Raw genomic sequence first — 16,226 nt, forward strand, 5'->3', positions numbered from 1 at the left:
CCGTTTTGAACAGTTTTGATATTGTCGTCATTGGCGCTGGCATCATTGGCTCAAGTGTTGCTTATTATCTTTCGAAAGAAGGATACAGTGTAGCACTGGTTGAGAAAGGTGATATCGCGAATGGAACTTCAAGCCGTTGTGATGCAGTCGCCCTCATTTGTGATAAAAAGCCCGGCATTGATACGGCCATTGGTTTTAAGAGCATTCAGCTTTATAAAGAGCTGGCCAAAGAATTTTCTTTTGATTTTGAATTTTTCTCAAGAGGAAGCCTTTATGTATGTGAAACAGATCAAGAACTTGAAATTGCACGGGATTATGTAGCTCAGCAGGTTGCGGCTGGATATGAGATGCGTATGGTTGACCGGCAGGAGCTGCCTGATATTGAACCGCATTTAGCCGGTGACTTAATGGGCGGAATATGGACTGAAGTAGATTCGACCATGAACCCATATCTTGTCTGTTACGCCTTTATTGAAGAGGCTAAAAAGTACGGATTAACCCTTTTTACAAACCATGAGGTAAGGGAGATTGTTCAAGCCCCGGATGGCGGGATAGAGTCGGTCAAAACAGATAGAACAACGATCCATACGAAACAAATTGTGAACTGCGCGGGGGTTTGGGCCGGCAAGATCGGGGAAATGGTTGGGATTGATATTCCCATTCGTCCTCGAAAAGGGCTGATTTTAATAACGGAAAAGACAAAAAAAGTAGTGAATCAAAAAGTTCATGAGTTCGGCTACATGCTGTCAAAATTTGAAGACATTCAGTATAAACGCAGCGTCAGTCAATTAGTAGAAGACAACAATATTGCATTCACCATTGAACCAACGGAAGCGCATAATTTTTTGGTCGGCGGGCACCGCGCTTTTAAAGGCTATGATATTCGTTCGGAACATGATGTAATGCGGGGCATTGCTGAACGGGCTATACGCTTTTTGCCGGTACTAAAGGATATTCAGTGTATTCGAGCTTATGCTGGAATACGTCCTTGGGTGGTAGATCATCTTCCAATTGTTTCTGAAGTGGAAGAAGTTCCAGGGTTTTATATTGCAAGCGGCCATGAGGGAGACGGTATCAGTATGGCTCCGATCACAGGAAAAATGGTTGCGCAGTTAATCTCAAATCAAGAAACAGATTTTAATATCGATCGATTGAATTTTTCAAGGTACAAAAACGCAGCGCTAGAGCAAACGGTTTAAACAAAAATAAAATTGGAGGAATGAACATGTATAATCCAGTCGGAATGATTCCAGCAATGCCTACCCCTTTTGACAAGAAAGGAAATGTGGATTTTGAAGCATATAAAAATCTGATTGATCATGTAATCGATGGCGGAATGCATTGTTTGCTGGCAGGGGGAAGCACGGGAGAATATTCGCTCATGTCGATGGAAGAAAGAAAAACCGTATTAAAAGCTGCAGTGGAATATTCAAATGGACGTACACCCATTATGGCTGGAACAAGTGCACATCGAACAGAGGATACACTTGAATTAACAAAATACGCGGCGGAAATTGGAGCCGACTGTGCCTTGGTTGTAACACCTTACTATATGAAGACGAGTGAAGAAGGACTGAAAAACTATTACAAAACGCTGGCAGCGGAATCTGGAATCGGCATTGTCATTTATCATTACCCAGCGGCTACAAATGTGGAGCTTTCACCTGAATTGATTGCTGAATTGAGCCAGGTGGAAGGGATTGTTGGCGTGAAAAATACCACAGATCAAGAGCATACATGCAAAGTCATTGGACTGACGAAAGACCAGCAAAACTTCTCTGTTCTTACAGGTTTTGAACACTTAATCCTGCCAACTTTGGCTGTAGGAGGACACGGTGCTACAGGGATTATTCATAACCTGGTGCCAAAAGAAATCGTAAGAATGTATCAGCTTTTTAAAGAAGAGGGAGATATAGATGGCGCAATTGCCTTGAACCAAAGACTTCTTCCTCTCTATGATTATGTCGAAGCTGAACCTGTACCAGGTCCAGTAAAAGCAGGTTTGAATTTAATAGGGCTCAATGGGGGAGAAGTTCGAGCACCATTAGTCCCGGCTTCTAAGGAGCTTACATCTAAAATGAAAGAGACGCTTTTGCAATTAGGCTACGAAGTCAATCCTGTTTAAATATGTTTAGGGAAGGATGTCCAACATGGCATTCTTCCCTGTTCCAACAACAAAACCCAGGCGGAGGAATGAACAATGACGCTGAACACATACAATCATTCACATTATGGATTTATTCAATCAAACTCGGATGACATCATTGCAATGAAAAAAGGCCAGTATGCATCAGGGTATTCTGTCGGAATCTTATTTCTAGATGAATGTTGGTATCCTGTTTTGCCAGGAAATGTGGCAAATCTATCAACATATGACTTTCCTGTGGTTTTAAAAGTTGTCCCGAATTGTACACAGGAGCGTATTCATGTGGGAGATCCTACTCTTGCAGATGATGTGGTAGCCGCTGCTAAACAATTAGAGGCAGAAGGAGCAAGAGCGATTTGCGGGGCATGCGGGTTTTTCGGGAATTTTCAAAAAGAAGTGGCGGATGCAGTGAACATTCCTGTTTTTATGTCCAGTGTCATTCAACTGCCTTGGATCAAAACCGGCCTTAAAGAAGGACAGCAAGTCGGCATGCTGACAGCTGACAGCAATGGATTGACTTCAAAATTATATAAAAGCTGCGGTATTCATCATGAAGACTGCGTAGTCGTTAAAAATTTGGGTCATTTGCCAGAGTTCTCAGCGATTACTGAAAGCAGAGGAAGATTCAATAATGGGCTCGTTCGTCAGGAAGTTGTTCGAGCGGCAATTGAGTTAGTGGATCAACATCCAAACATTGGCGCCATTTTGCTGGAGTGCAGCGATCTTCCTCCTTATGCTTCGGTGATACAGCAGGCTGTTGGGTTGCCAGTGTTTGATTTTATTACGATGATTCGTTGGGTCCACATGGCAACTGCTCAAAAACCATATATGGGATTCATTTAAACGGGAGGATTTATGACATGGATGAAATGAATACCATTGTATGCAGGTGTGAAGAAATTTCTTTAAAACTGATTAAAGATACGATAGAGCGATACAAGTGTTCATCTCGAGAAGTGAAATTACGTACGAGAGCAGGCATGGGATTTTGCGGAGGAAGAACCTGCCGGTGTGTCATAGACCAAATCACAAAAGAATTAAATCAGGAGATGGTGAGGAATGACATTCAGCTCAGTTATCGCCCTCCAGTTCGTCCAGTCACATTTGGAGCACTAGGGGGGAGCGATCATGACAATGAGGGTTGAACATCACCCTGTTCTTGGCTCTTTAGAAAATCAGCAGTCCTTTACATTTTATTTTAATGGGGAGGCTTATGAAGGCTATGAAGGAGATTCGATTGCTTCAGCTTTGTTAGCAGCTGGAGTGCGGACACTCCGTCAACATGAGGCTAGTGGAACAGACAGAGGCATTTATTGCAACATTGGCCATTGTTTTGAGTGCAGAGTGCAACTTGGAGACTGCAAGGTTGTCCGGGCTTGTTTGACCCCGATAAAAGAGGGGATGGTTATTCATTCTGTACCTGGATATAAAAAAGGGGGTGAGTAGCATGATAGATCTGTTAGTAGTGGGCGCGGGTCCGGCAGGCTTGAGTGCTGCCATTGAGGCTGCTGAACAAGGCTTATATGTTCTTGTCATTGATGAATTTCCCCGTGTTGGCGGCAGACTGCTTGGCCAGCTTCATCAAGAGCCTGATGGAGAATGGTGGAACGGCATTTCAGAATCAGATAAGCTGCATAAACGCGCCATAACAGCTGGCATTGCGATCAAATGTGAAACATCCGTTTATGATATTGAAAAAAGCAAAGCTGGATGGCGTGTCCACACATCAAATGGAACCCTGAAGTCGAAGGCGCTGCTGCTTGCCACTGGAGCCAGTGAGGTGCCTATTCCGATACCGGGATGGACGCTTCCAGGAGTGATTTCGATTGGCTCCGCCCAAGTGATGGGATATGTTTACCGAGTGAAGCCCGGTCGATCGTGTGTAATTATTGGTGCAAATGTGTTGTCGATGGCGATTGCAAATGAGCTGAGGCTTTGCGGTGTGGACGTGAAAGAAATCTTGATCCCTAAACCAAGCCTAATTTCGCAGGAAGCAGGACAGCCAATTAGTGTTTTGAGTTCGCTTATGAAACTAACTCATCTTGCACCAAACGCACTGCTAAGACAGCTAGGAAAAGCGGGGAGGATTTTTCCGCCGTCTCTTGTTGCGAAATGTTATCCGGTTAAGGGTATTAAGATGTTTGGTATCCCGATAAAAGTGAAAACAGCAGCCTTAGAAATATTAGGAGATAAGCAAGTAACCGGAGTGCGGACAACTAAAATTACCTCGTCTGGAGCGCCGATTCCTGAGACTGAAAAAATAGTTGAAGCAGATGTTGTTTGTATTGCAGGCGGGCTTACGCCAATGGCCGAATTAGCATCGATTGCAGGCTGCTCGTTTCAATACGTACCCGAATTGGGCGGACACATACCGGTGCACAGTGAGAAAATGCAAACAAATATTCCTGGTCTTTATGTAGCAGGAAACATTACTGGTGTTGAGAGTGCGAAAGTAGCCATGGCTCAAGGGAAAGTCGCAGGCTTAACCATTGCAGCTGAAATGAGTAATCGTACTAGTGAGATAGAGGATCTTATCAATCAGGCCATACATTTTGTAAGAAAGACAAGAGCTGAGGCGCTCATCCAATTTCAGCCGAATATCCCTAAGGCTCGTGAACACATGTACAAATGCTATAAAACAAACTAAAGGGTTTTTATGCACAGAGAGGTTCTAGGAGGGAATACAATTGAAGTTGTTACTTGTAGGAGCAAATGGAACGATTGGTTCAGCGGTATACAAAGAACTGAGCAATGATGTCGAGATCATTACAGCAAGCCGAACGAATTCAGATGTAGAGGTAGACATTACCTCTCCAGCGAGTATTTCCAAGATGTTTGAACAGGTAGGACAAGTCGATGCCGTCGCAAGCGCAGCAGGCGCTGCACACTTTGGTTATGTCAAAGAAATGACACCGGAACAAAATCAAATCGCAGTGAACAGCAAGCTGCTTGGGCAGATTAATCTGGTTCTGCTTGGGTTAAAGTATATACGTGATAATGGCAGTATCACTCTAACAACAGGCATTTTAATGGATGACCCTATTGTAAAAGCTGCTTCAGCAGCCATGGCAAACGGCGGCATTCGTGCTTTTGTTCAATCTGCGGCAATTGAAATGCCAAGAGGCATCCGCATTAACCATGTGAGTCCAAGCATGCTTGAAGATTCCATTGAGAAATACGGTCCGCTGTTCCAAGGATTTGAACCTGTCGCTTCGAAACGGGTAGGTTTAGCATTTAGAAAAAGCATTTTAGGGGCTCAAACAGGGCACAGCTATAACATTTACTAAATACAGACATTCTCTATGTTTTCCGCTGAAAAATGAATACCCATCCTCATCCGGATTCACTGACTGAACGAAGTTGAAACAAGCTTAGGGATAAAAAGAATACTTTGTCCCTGAGATGATATCCAAACTATGTATCTAGAAGGGAAGTTTAAACCTTAAATTTTTCAGAATATTAAAATTATATCACTAGGTTTGATTTTGTTGAGCGTCTATACTAGAGAACGAACTCCTTGTGTGGTCCATTTATGGTAATTTGACAACTCATCATTTTAAAGAGTAACGGGCAAAGGGAAGAATGGGAGAAAGATAATAAGCATCTGTTAAGATGGATAAAGGGGCTAATACAGATGATACAACATGTTGTAGATTCTTTAAATAGCTATATATGGAGCTTGGCTTTGGTTATTTTTTTTCTGATAATCGGTATTTTTCACTCAGTGGCAACCCGTTTTCTGCAATTTAGGCATCTAAAGGATATGGTGATATTAACTTTTAATGGAAAAGATTCGGAAGCGGGGTTATCTCCATTTAAAGCGTTATCAATGTCTTTAGGGAGTCGTGTTGGAACTGGTACGATTGCTGGGGTAGCAACGGCTATTGCCTTCGGTGGACCCGGTGCCGTTTTTTGGATATGGATGATGGGGATGCTTGGCGCTGTGACCTCATTTATTGAAATCACCCTTTCCCAAGTCTATAAAAGTAAAATTAGAGGAGAGTATCGCGGAGGGGCCCCTTTTTATATTGACAAAGGGCTAAAAATGAAAAAAGTTGCTGTTGGATTTGCTGTTGTCACCATCATTGTGATGGCTGTGTTATGGCCAACACTACAAGCAAATACAATTGCTGCGGCTGTTCACCAAGCATTTGGCATTTCTACTGTCATCACAGGCGGGTTATTGGTTTTCATACTGGCAATCATTATTTTTGGGGGAGTCAAAAGATTGGGAAAGGTTGCCGAAACAGTGGTGCCTACAATGGCTGTTGGTTATGTCCTATTATGTCTTGTAATCGTAGGGTTTAATCTAGAGCATTTACCCGGTGTCCTCATGTTAATCTTAAAAAGTGCGTTTGGCGCCGATTCGGTGTTCGGAGGCGTTGTGGGGTCAGCGATTACTTGGGGAGTGCAGCGCGGTGCTTTTTCACATGCTGCGGGAATTGGCAGCGAGACCTTTGAAGCTGGAGCTGCTGAAGTATCTCATCCTGCAAAACAAGGATTAGTGCAAGCTTTTTCCGTCTACCTAACCACGTTAGTGATTTGCTCAGCAACGGCGTTTACTATACTGATAACGGGAATGTATAACGTGTCCCCTGATGGAGGAGACTTCATCACGTCACACGCTGTTGCTGGGAAAGACCCTTCTGCTTATCCTTCACTTGCTGTAGATTCAGTCATCTCTGGTTTTGGTGCAGCCTTTTTAGCTATTGCTCTGTTCTTCTTTGGTTTTACTACCCTCATGTCATACTACTATAAAGCTGAGACTTGTTTAGCTTTTATTAATCAAAATCGAGAAAAATCTTATAAATTGATCTTGTATCCTTTAAAACTCACTTTGCTCGTTATGGTATTTTACGGCAGTGTGCAATCGGGGGAAATCGTATGGGCACTCGGAGATCTTGGAATGGGGAGTATGGCATGGCTGAATTTAATAGCCATCTTATTCATGACGAAAACGGCTTTAAAAGTACTAAGAGATTATGAGGAGCAAAAAAAGGAGGGGAGAGATCCAGTATTTGATCCGGAAAAACTAGGAATAAAGAATGCACATTTTTGGGAGAAAGAGTATCAAGTAATAGAAAACGATGAAGAAGGAAGTAAGGTCAAGGAAGTCCTTTAAAAGTTAATCTCTTCTCTAGGTAAACGAACAACATCCTTAGGATATTCTGTTTAGCAGAAGAACCAATTGTTTTTAGCCATTGGTTCTTTTTCTATTTAGATGTTATTAACATGAGGACAAACAGCTCTCACATAGAGAACGGCAGATCATTGTCATCCTATATATGCAGCCGGAAGAAATGGTGAGTATGAAGTATATACGGAAATGAGTATCACAACTATTATCGAGTGAAGGCAAAAGCCTTCTACAGAACTGGCGATTGCTCTAAGAGAAGAGGTGTACATGAAGAGTCAAAAATAAGTTTCAGTTTGATAGATGGATGTTAGAAAATGGAGAAAAAACACGATTCCGTAAGATATTATCGTGTTACAGGAGGTGAGCGGAATGAGTAGTATGTTAATTGTCGGAGAAAGGGGATATGGAAAAAGTACTTTATCCTTAGAGTTAGTTAACAATTATGGTTATTATTTAGTTACTGATGAATTATCGATAATACATAATCGAAGTAATATAGTTGAACCTTACCCACGGCCACTTGGAATTTGGGAAAATAATTCAGAGTGTGGGCTTATAAAAATAAACGTACCAGCTACAGAAGTTTGCGAACGGATTGCCGATACACCAACAGTAATTAAACAAATTATAATATTAGATAAAAAAATGGGTCATATTTCTTCCCCTTTTTAATATTAAAAGCTTTATTGACACAACATATAAACATAGGGTTAAATATGGGTGAAGCAATATCTACATTAGTTAATTTATCTGTGAAGATTCCTTCTGAACAATTGATATATTCAGATTTTAACCATTTAAGAGAAGACGCAGATATTTGCGATATCCTCTTTAAGAAAAAGATTAATTATAGGAGGAAAAATGATTTTAATAAGAAAAGCCAAAGTGTCAGACGCTAATTCAATTGCCAAAGTTCATGTGGAAAGTTGGAAAACCACATATCAAGGAGTATTGCCTGATGACACGTTATCTAAGCTTTCTGTCGAAAATCAGGCAAAGCTTTGGAGAACCTCATTAAGTGATCCTCAAAATCAAGATATTGTCTATGTTGCAGAAGAAACCGATGGTAAAATTATAGGCTTTGCTTCCGGGGGTCCAAACCGCGATCATCTTAGCAAATATAAGGGTGAAGTTTCCGCGATTTATCTGTTGTTACAGTATCAGAAAAAAGGAATCGGATCTCAACTAATGAAGGCGATTGTAGAGGAGCTTGTAAAGAAAAACATAAAATCATTAATGGTATGGGTTTTAGCCGGTAATCCATCGATAAATTTTTATGAAAAATTAGGTGGAAGGCAGAGCACAACAAAACAAATACAATTCGGTGAAAATTATTTCAAAGCTATTGCTATCGGCTGGACGGATATAAATGGTTTTTTGTTATAAAATGATCTGCGTGTTATTATATGCTCCCCTAAAGGTAGGCAGATGAAATGAAAAAATCTGTTTGGTTGCTTTGGGGGGCGGGATGCTCGTTACCAGACCAATGATCGGAAAAATGATTGTTCTTTCGCTTATCGGATCTATTCCGCTTATCCTTATCACCGATAAAACAAGTATGATTTGGATTTCCATCCGCCGTATTGTTCATCCGCGGCACAAGTATCGGGGGTATTAATCTTCCTTTGACGAGCGACGCTTATACAGGGCTTGACAGAAAACAACTTCCAGAAGCAAGTGTCGGAATTAATTATTGAAAACCTTGGTTCAAGCTTCGGTTCAGCTGTGATCGCAACCGTTGGCGCAACTGTCATGGAAGGATTGCAACCAACGATTGCGAATAGCTTAAAAGGTTATCATGCCGGGTTCTTAGTTTCTACAATTATCCTTGCCATAATCTTCATCCCACACATAAAAAAGCTAAATAAACAAATGGTCACTGGTGAAGTTGACACGCTCCAAGAGCAATCAAAATTGGCTGATTTATTCCATACGGAGAAACTTCATCGAGCAGAAGACGCACCCGTTATCCAGCCAAATTAGCTGGCATAAAAAGAGGCTGGGTTGTATATCATCCCAAGCCTCTTCATTAATTTTACTTCCCCTTCTTCCGCTTCTCCGCCCGATAAAACTCATGAAACATTTTCATCAGCGCGCGCTTCTCAATCCGCGACACATAGCTCCGTGAGATTCCGATCAAAATTTGAATCTATCTATTATTGAACTCGGAAATATTGTTCATTTGCATTTAAATTGACCTTTTATCATGTCTAAAATTGAGAGGAGGGGACACAAAGTATTTATATCTTTGGATAATAAATTTTTCGCGTTATTCTGCTTTCAGAGGCGGGGGAAATTTCTGAAAATACTAGGATCCGCGTTGCTTTTCTTTATTTCCCCCTGAAAACTTTCTCAAAGGGAGAATATCAATGAGACAAAACAATTATAAGACTGGATTTGTATCTCAGATGAAATGTTCAAGATGCATCATCAATAAAGTGGAATTTTGTTCACAATTTCGACATAAGTAATAGCTCGTTAGAGTTATGTTTTCTCCGATTTTTCATTCTGAAATTTTAAGCTGATATTATGATGAATTGAATGAATGATAGTGGCAATGGCTAGTATACTCGAATATGAGTTTTATACAAAATATAGTTGTTTGGTGTTGGCTATAAATAAAAAGATCAATGGCAGTATATCAATGCCTTCAAAATGATTGATGAGTAAACCAACCACAAGAGAATGTTATAATTCAACATTTTTTCACATTTTCCATCAGAAGTACCTTGTCTTCGCTTTGTAAATAAAATAATGTAAAGAGTGATTTGTAATTCGTTATCTAATAAAGAATGGCAGTTTTGAATGTTACTGGCTGAATGAGGACAACAAATTTTAACATGGCTAGAGCCAAAAAACTTTGCGTGTTTCAGATTTCAGTAAGAGTTATAAGCACCCCGGGTTACTATAATAGGACTTTAAAGAAACGATTCAAGTTACAACTCCAGAAAACATGACAAAACCTGTGATCAACAAAAAAGTATGGGGAGAATATACATGGAGACTGTAAAAGAAGAAAATAAACTGAAAAAACAAAAAGAATTGATGGGAAATCGTACTGGAAATGCTCTCTATCGAACTGTATGGAGATGGCATTTTTATGCCGGTCTTATTTTTGCACCGTTTCTTATGATTCTGGCAGTTACCGGCTCTGTCTATTTATTTAAGCCGCAAATTGAACAGGTGCTTTATCAAGACTACTACGAGGTTACTCCACAAGGTGATAAAATACCTGCTTCCCGTCAGATTGAGGCAATAAAGAAGCTATACCCTGATGCAGTAGTAACAAAATATCGTCCCGGAGAAAATGCCACACGGTCGAGTGAAGTAAGCATTTCTTCTCATCATGAGTCTCGAACTATTTTTATAAACCCTTATACAGGTAAATCACTTGGCGAATTAAAAGATGAAGACAGAATAATGGATAAAATTGAAGAATTTCATGGAGAGCTAATGGCTGGTACACTCGGAGATCGAATTGTAGAATTAGCTGCGTGTTGGGCAATCGTGTTAATTGTAACTGGTCTTTTTTTATGGTTTCCAAGACAAAAGAAAAGTTTGTCAGGCGTTCTTTTTCCGAGATTAACAAAAGGAAAAAAGGTTTTTCGAAGGGACTTGCATGCAGTACCCGCATTTTGGGTGACAGCGGGAATGTTATTTTTGATTCTCACAGGTCTGCCTTGGTCAGGTTTTTGGGGAAGTAACTTTCAATCGATTGCTACAAACTCCGGCTCAGGATATCCACCTTCCATATGGTCAGGCAGTGCTCCTTCATCTACAGTTAAAACAAAAGATATAGCTGAGGTCCCTTGGGCGGCTGAAAATTTAGATGTACCTAAGTCGAAAATTCAGGGGCTGGTTCCTCTTTCAATCGATGATGTGGTGACAATAGCTGATCGTGAGGGAATGCATCCGAGTTACACCATAAGCATTCCAAGTGAAAAAGAAGGCGTTTATACATTGTCGGCTTTTCCGCCAAAAGCACAAGATGAGGCTACGATTCACATTGACCAATATTCAGGAGCTGTACTGGCAGATTACCGTTATGACAACTACGGTTTAGTAGGAAAGATAGTTGCTTGGGGAATCACTTTGCATAAAGGAACTCAATTCGGTTTGATAAACCAACTCATCAGTCTTCTTATTTGTTTAGGAATAATTCTTGTTGCAGTCAGCGGTTTTTATTTATGGTGGAAACGAAAACCGAAAAAAGGATTAGGCGCTCCCCAAGCACCTAGTTTAAAGGAAATGAGGTTCTTCCTCATTTTAATCATCGGTTTAGGGATTTTGTTTCCTTTGGTTGGTTTGTCGGTAATTGTTGTATGGTTAATTGACTGGTTAATTATTCAAAGGATCACTGCAATAAAGAATTTTTTGAATGCATAATCCGAAATGTGAGGGTGGCTTTCTTGAAAAAAAACATATTTACTTTATTTTTTATCTGCAGCCTATTTCTAAGCGCTTGTTCACTTGAACAGGATGTTGCTGATCGATACAAAAAAGAAAAACCGCTTGAATCAGAAATCATTCTACCAAAATCCTTATCGGCTCATCAAAAGGAAACAATAAAGGTTATTCTTACCCAAGGCGGTAAAAGGGTTGAAAACGCAGACTTTGTTCACTTTGAAATATGGAAACAAGACGGTTCGGTTAAATACCCTATGGAGCAAGCTGAGGAAGTAGGCAAGGGAATGTATAGTTTAACTAAAAGCTTTGAGCGTGAGGGGCTATATTATGTAAAAGTGCATGCCAAAAGCGACAGCTCTATTATTATGCCTCAAAAACAGTTTATCATAGGGGAGCTTTCTGAAAGTGAGTTGAAATTCCTGCAAAAAGGTTCGCAAAAACAAAAAGAGGGTCATCAACACCATCATTAAAAAGGCATGTAAACCGGTTTTCATATGAAAGCCGGATTTTTTTATAAGCCGTTGAAATCCGGCACGGAATCACGTGAAGATGATCATTGGGAGCCTGAGGTGCTATCAATAGAATAAGGACAAAGAACAAATTGACGGGAGCGCCAGCATGTGAGAAAAGGTAACGGTGACCAACATAAAGAATATTATGCAGAAACTGCATCTAAGCAATAGAGTTCAACTCACACGATATGCTTATGAACGAGGGTGGTCGCTGTTACAAACGTTGCATCAGTGACAATCCATAGCTGCACAATGATTACGGGGTTTTAGAAAAATCAGTACCCATTTTGAAAAGATAAAACAATAAACATAGGCATATGTAAGAAAGGGTAAGCTTTCACTTTTATTGAGGGCATAGAGGAAAGAAATAGAAGCCGGATTATTAGACCGGCTTCTTCGGTATTATTTCCCCTTCGAGATAAATGCAAGTAATTTTTGGGTTTGACTGAAGAGCAAAGCAGATTTTAAAAAGTTACATCCCATTTGCAAAAACGATAGGGGAAATGTTTGGGCCGAATTGTGAGGTTGTCATTCACGATTTGATAACACCGCAGTCTTCCGTCATTTTCACAATCAACAATCATGTAAAATGTGTCGACTGTCTTCTCATATAGAGATTGAAATCAAGTCAGTCTTTCAAATGTCAAGCAGTCATATGACTGCTTGACATTCTAAAAGAAAATATAGAGAGTGTGAGGATATTGCTGGAATTGTGATATCGCATGGGACAGATACCCTTGAAGAGACTTCGTATTTCCTTTATCTGGTTATTTCTGATGAAAGGCCGGTCGTGTTAACAGGATCACAAAGAGGACCGACACTTGATGGAACGGATGCATTTGGGAATTTAAGGCAAGCTTTCTTATTAGCGGTACATCCCGATACGAGAGGTTTAGGGGTAACAGTGTTGTTTAATGAACGTATACTTGCGGCTCGTTATGTGAAAAAGCAGGCATGTGTCAAATGTTGATGGGGTTTTCTCTTCGGGATTCGGTTATTTAGGAACGGCAGATCAAGATCAGATCGTCATTCATCAAAGACTCATTAAGCGTGAGACATATCAATCGAAGAAGCCATTGCCAAAAGTAGAACTTATCAAGTGTGCACTTGGATCAGATGGAAAGTTTATTTTGCTCGAAATATTCGAACCTAATCATTGACCCTTCTATTACATCTAAACCCTTGTCTTTTTTTGCTGGCAAATGACCTTCAACTTAGCTAAATGTTCTTCAATGAGTTTATTGAATAAATCAAATTATAGCCTCTTGAGATTTAAGTATCCTTCTATCGACTTTAGCCATTGTCATGGTCACCAAACTTTCTTGAAATTGACGTTTGAAAACATCCGATTGCCCTTTTATCTTATACATATAGAGGTACCAATACATCAACACGCATTATCGATCATATCTTTTATTTGACTACCTGCAAATAATGAAGCAGTAAATCTCAACGAAAGAAGGGATACATGAAGAGATTATAAAAATAGTATGTTTTTCGATGTATGGGCTATAGGTGGAAACTAAATTTATTATAAAAGGAGATATAATATGAAAAAATCAGTAACTTTTAAAAATGGTCACTTAAATATGGCTGGACATCTTCATCTACCGGAAGATTTCGATAAAAACAAAAAATATCCTGCAATTGTTTGCGTTCATCCAGGCAGTAGTTGTAAAGATCAAACCGCAGGCATCTATGCCGAGAAACTTGCAAAATCAGAATATGTAACTATTGCATTTGATGCATCATATCAGGGAGAAAGTGAAGGTGAACCTCGATATATTGAAGAACCAGCTGCACGAGTGGAAGATATTCGGTGTGCGGTCGATTACCTGACTACGCTTGACTATGTGGATGTAAATCGCATTGGTGTATTAGGTGTTTGTGCGGGAGGTGGTTATGCAGTAAATGCCGCAATGACAGAACGTCGTATCAAGGCAGTTGGTACAGTCGTTGGTGCTAACATAGGCCGTGGTTTTCGTGAAGGCGATCCGATCAAAGCATTAGAGGAAATTGGTGAACAACGTTCTGCAGAAGCTCGCGGAGCTGAACCGATGATTACGAACTGGATTCCGAATAGTCAAGAGGAAAGGGAACAAGCTCGTATGACCGATATAGATATGAAGGAAGCTATTGATTATTACAAAACTCCAAGAGGTCAAAGTCCTCATTCGCCTAATAAGTTAAAGTTCACTAGTATAGGATCAGTGATAGGTTTTGATGCTTTCCATTTAGCAAATAAGCTGCTCACCCAGCCACTACAAATCATTGTTGGCAGCGTACAAGGTGGATTCGGTTCTTATCAAGATGGACATGAACTCTATAATAAAGCAGCTTCAGAAAAAAAAGATTTGTTTGTTGTTAAAGGTGCAAGTCACTATGACTTATATGACCAACCAAAATCTGTTAACCAAGCAGTTGACAAACTGAAAGTTTTCTATAAAGAAAACCTTTAAAATGATTGAAAGGCAATAGTTAATCGTGAGACGTTTTTTTACCTTCAGCAATAAGCCCTGTTCGTATTATAAGGTTAATCAGTCATTTGTGATGGATCTATTTTTATACTAAAGATAGTTGGGTAGGACGATATGGCCCGTAGGACACTGATCCCGTCTGAAATACAATTTATTTGATGAATCCCAGCCCTCACAGAGAACTCTGGAAGCTGAAAAGAAGTAAGGATGACTTATTGAATCAAACCTTAGAGCTTCATGAAAAAAGAAAAAGCCCCTCCACCCGCCAAGCCAAACTTAAGTGGGTGGAAATCTTCTTTATATGCTGGCAAGCACCGGTGAGGAAAAGTGCACTCACATTTGGTTTTTCCTTCAACCATCAGTTGCAAAACCCATACAGGCCCGACCCTGTTTGGTTTGTGCCGTGATGTCATGGCAAGCTGAACCCATCCCTTCGCAATACGTGTTTAGCCCTCTGCTGTTTAAATTTCGGCCTAATTGGGCGAAGGCCCATCGGAAATGAAATAGAAGCCGGAATTTTAGACCGGCTTCTTCCAATCACTTCCCCTTCGCCTTCTTCCGCTTCTCCTTCTCAGCCCGGTAAAACTCATGAAACATCTTCATCAGCGCCCGCTTCTCAATCCGGGACACATAACTCCGCGAAATCCCGAGTTCTTTCGCAATCTCACGCTGCGTTTTCTCTTCTTTCAAATCAAGGCCAAACCTGCCGACGATGACTTCTTTTTCTCTGCCGTCCAAGATGTCGATGTATTTTTTGACTTTTTCAAGCTCCATATTGAGCTGAATGGTGTCGATGACGTCTTCGTTTTCTAATTTTAAGACATCGATGAGCGAAATTTCGTTACCTTCTTTGTCTTGGCCGATCGGGTCATGGAGAGAGACGTCTTATTGGAAGTCTTTGGTGTCGGGACTTCAACATTGGGTTTTGCATTATCAAAGCGTTTGCCTATACGCATCTTGATACTGATGATTAATATTGGACAGACAAATTCACTAAAAAAAGAGAGATTCCTGAAAGAAGAAAGTTGCTAAAAAGACTTAACAATAAATGAGAAATGGATTCTTTCTGGTGCAGTGTGTGGCTGGGGTGATAATCTGAAAAATGGAAACGAAGTGTTAGCCGGTGCAGTAAATATGAACAATCAAAAACATTTTTAGAGTGGGCTTCTTATGATAATGCTGGTATGGAAATTAGAAGTAAAGCTTTACACGAACATTGGATGGAAGATTTATCCTGTCCAGTGTTAATAATTGAAGGCGATCACTCAGTCAATGAAAGAGTTGACCGTGTCTTGGATTATATGAATTCTAATTAAACTAACGGATAACGACAGCTGCATAAGGAAATTAAAAACTCGAAGACAGTTCCAGTAAACAGGCAATGGACATTTAAAATCAATAGATCTTTATAAGTAACAATTAGATCGGCAATGATAGGCTACTTAGCTCGGCTTACTACAATCTTGGAAAGAATTACGCAGATTTAGGAATAAATGATAAAGTAGATTATTTCTTAAATGAGGCTGCCAAGGTATCAGAAAGTGCTA

At 40.3% G+C, this 16,226-nt stretch carries 14 protein-coding genes and 4 pseudogenes; 17 read left to right on the plus strand and 1 reads right to left on the minus strand.

Going from position 1 to position 16,226, the window contains the following annotated elements; genetic code table 11:
- Window positions 1-5 precede the first annotated feature (5 nt).
- The 16 genes and pseudogenes from MST20_RS14205 to MST20_RS14280 all read left to right on the plus strand — a co-directional run bounded on the left by MST20_RS14205 (window position 6) and on the right by MST20_RS14280 (window position 14,661).
- On the plus strand, window positions 6-1,199 hold the full coding sequence (locus MST20_RS14205) for an NAD(P)/FAD-dependent oxidoreductase (protein ID WP_243943002.1): 1,194 nt from the start codon (window positions 6-8) through the stop codon (window positions 1,197-1,199).
- 26 nt (window positions 1,200-1,225) lie between these two features.
- A complete protein-coding gene (gene dapA / locus MST20_RS14210) occupies window positions 1,226-2,125 on the plus strand; it encodes a 4-hydroxy-tetrahydrodipicolinate synthase (protein ID WP_243943004.1) in 900 nt (299 codons plus the stop codon).
- Between the two features lie 75 nt (window positions 2,126-2,200).
- Window positions 2,201-2,989 carry an aspartate/glutamate racemase family protein gene (locus MST20_RS14215; protein WP_243943006.1) on the plus strand — a complete coding sequence of 263 codons (789 nt, stop codon included), beginning with the start codon at window positions 2,201-2,203 and terminating at the stop codon, window positions 2,987-2,989.
- Window positions 2,990-3,006: 17 nt separating this feature from the next.
- Window positions 3,007-3,291 carry a (2Fe-2S)-binding protein gene (locus MST20_RS14220; protein WP_243943008.1) on the plus strand — a complete coding sequence of 95 codons (285 nt, stop codon included), beginning with the start codon at window positions 3,007-3,009 and terminating at the stop codon, window positions 3,289-3,291.
- Window positions 3,275-3,592, plus strand: coding sequence for a (2Fe-2S)-binding protein (locus MST20_RS14225; protein WP_243943010.1), 318 nt, complete (start codon window positions 3,275-3,277; stop codon window positions 3,590-3,592). The genes MST20_RS14220 and MST20_RS14225 overlap by 17 nt, the downstream gene beginning before the upstream one ends.
- Before the next feature lies 1 nt (window position 3,593).
- Entirely contained in the window at window positions 3,594-4,793 is a 1,200-nt protein-coding gene (locus MST20_RS14230; protein WP_243943011.1) for an NAD(P)/FAD-dependent oxidoreductase, read from the plus strand.
- Window positions 4,794-4,833: 40 nt separating this feature from the next.
- Window positions 4,834-5,433 carry a short chain dehydrogenase gene (locus MST20_RS14235; RefSeq protein WP_243943012.1) on the plus strand — a complete coding sequence of 200 codons (600 nt, stop codon included), beginning with the start codon at window positions 4,834-4,836 and terminating at the stop codon, window positions 5,431-5,433.
- 347 nt (window positions 5,434-5,780) lie between these two features.
- The gene (locus tag MST20_RS14240; protein ID WP_243943013.1) at window positions 5,781-7,268 is read left to right on the plus strand and encodes an alanine/glycine:cation symporter family protein; all 1,488 of its coding nucleotides are present in this window, start codon (window positions 5,781-5,783) and stop codon (window positions 7,266-7,268) included.
- A gap of 384 nt (window positions 7,269-7,652) precedes the next feature.
- Window positions 7,653-7,955: a phosphoenolpyruvate carboxykinase (ATP) gene (locus MST20_RS14245; protein WP_243943014.1), complete on the plus strand. Its 303-nt coding sequence runs from the start codon at window positions 7,653-7,655 to the stop codon at window positions 7,953-7,955.
- A gap of 189 nt (window positions 7,956-8,144) precedes the next feature.
- Window positions 8,145-8,669 carry a GNAT family N-acetyltransferase gene (locus MST20_RS14250; RefSeq protein ID WP_243943015.1) on the plus strand — a complete coding sequence of 175 codons (525 nt, stop codon included), beginning with the start codon at window positions 8,145-8,147 and terminating at the stop codon, window positions 8,667-8,669.
- Window positions 8,670-8,739: 70 nt separating this feature from the next.
- Window positions 8,740-9,155, plus strand: a pseudogene (locus MST20_RS14255) (MFS transporter); the annotation flags it as partial.
- A gap of 1,125 nt (window positions 9,156-10,280) precedes the next feature.
- The gene (locus MST20_RS14260) at window positions 10,281-11,669 is read left to right on the plus strand and encodes a PepSY-associated TM helix domain-containing protein (protein ID WP_243943016.1); all 1,389 of its coding nucleotides are present in this window, start codon (window positions 10,281-10,283) and stop codon (window positions 11,667-11,669) included.
- Between the two features lie 14 nt (window positions 11,670-11,683).
- On the plus strand, window positions 11,684-12,160 hold the full coding sequence (locus tag MST20_RS14265; protein WP_347880869.1) for a FixH family protein: 477 nt from the start codon (window positions 11,684-11,686) through the stop codon (window positions 12,158-12,160).
- Window positions 12,161-12,663: 503 nt separating this feature from the next.
- A pseudogene (locus MST20_RS14270) lies at window positions 12,664-12,789 on the plus strand (PAS domain-containing protein); the annotation flags it as partial.
- 125 nt (window positions 12,790-12,914) lie between these two features.
- On the plus strand, window positions 12,915-13,172 hold the full coding sequence (locus tag MST20_RS14275; RefSeq protein ID WP_243943018.1) for an asparaginase domain-containing protein: 258 nt from the start codon (window positions 12,915-12,917) through the stop codon (window positions 13,170-13,172).
- A 580-nt stretch (window positions 13,173-13,752) separates the two neighbouring features.
- Window positions 13,753-14,661: an alpha/beta hydrolase gene (locus tag MST20_RS14280; RefSeq protein ID WP_243943020.1), complete on the plus strand. Its 909-nt coding sequence runs from the start codon at window positions 13,753-13,755 to the stop codon at window positions 14,659-14,661.
- Window positions 14,662-15,216: 555 nt separating this feature from the next.
- Here the strand turns inward: MST20_RS14280 and MST20_RS14285 are convergent.
- A pseudogene (locus MST20_RS14285) lies at window positions 15,217-15,564 on the minus strand (sigma-70 family RNA polymerase sigma factor); the annotation flags it as partial.
- Between MST20_RS14285 and MST20_RS14290 the strand changes: the two are divergent.
- Window positions 15,550-15,995 (plus strand): annotated as a pseudogene (locus MST20_RS14290) (P-loop NTPase family protein). The pseudogenes MST20_RS14285 and MST20_RS14290 overlap by 15 nt on opposite strands.
- Window positions 15,996-16,226 lie beyond the last annotated feature (231 nt).

This window comes from Bacillus sp. B19-2 (assembly GCF_022832475.1).
GTDB lineage: Bacteria > Bacillota > Bacilli > Bacillales > Bacillaceae > Bacillus > Bacillus paralicheniformis.

What these genes read in the sequence shown, in the direction of transcription:
- MST20_RS14240 (WP_243943013.1), top strand. Translation starts at nt 5,781, where the DNA reads ATGATACAACATGTTGTAGATTCTTTAAATAGCTATATATGGAGCTTG.
- MST20_RS14260 (WP_243943016.1), top strand. Translation starts at nt 10,281, where the DNA reads ATGGAGACTGTAAAAGAAGAAAATAAACTGAAAAAACAAAAAGAATTG.
- MST20_RS14225 (WP_243943010.1), top strand. Translation starts at nt 3,275, where the DNA reads ATGACAATGAGGGTTGAACATCACCCTGTTCTTGGCTCTTTAGAAAAT.
- MST20_RS14245 (WP_243943014.1), top strand. Translation starts at nt 7,653, where the DNA reads ATGAGTAGTATGTTAATTGTCGGAGAAAGGGGATATGGAAAAAGTACT.
- MST20_RS14230 (WP_243943011.1), top strand. Translation starts at nt 3,594, where the DNA reads ATGATAGATCTGTTAGTAGTGGGCGCGGGTCCGGCAGGCTTGAGTGCT.
- MST20_RS14215 (WP_243943006.1), top strand. Translation starts at nt 2,201, where the DNA reads ATGACGCTGAACACATACAATCATTCACATTATGGATTTATTCAATCA.
- MST20_RS14250 (WP_243943015.1), top strand. Translation starts at nt 8,145, where the DNA reads ATGATTTTAATAAGAAAAGCCAAAGTGTCAGACGCTAATTCAATTGCC.
- MST20_RS14280 (WP_243943020.1), top strand. Translation starts at nt 13,753, where the DNA reads ATGAAAAAATCAGTAACTTTTAAAAATGGTCACTTAAATATGGCTGGA.
- dapA (WP_243943004.1), top strand. Translation starts at nt 1,226, where the DNA reads ATGTATAATCCAGTCGGAATGATTCCAGCAATGCCTACCCCTTTTGAC.
- MST20_RS14220 (WP_243943008.1), top strand. Translation starts at nt 3,007, where the DNA reads ATGGATGAAATGAATACCATTGTATGCAGGTGTGAAGAAATTTCTTTA.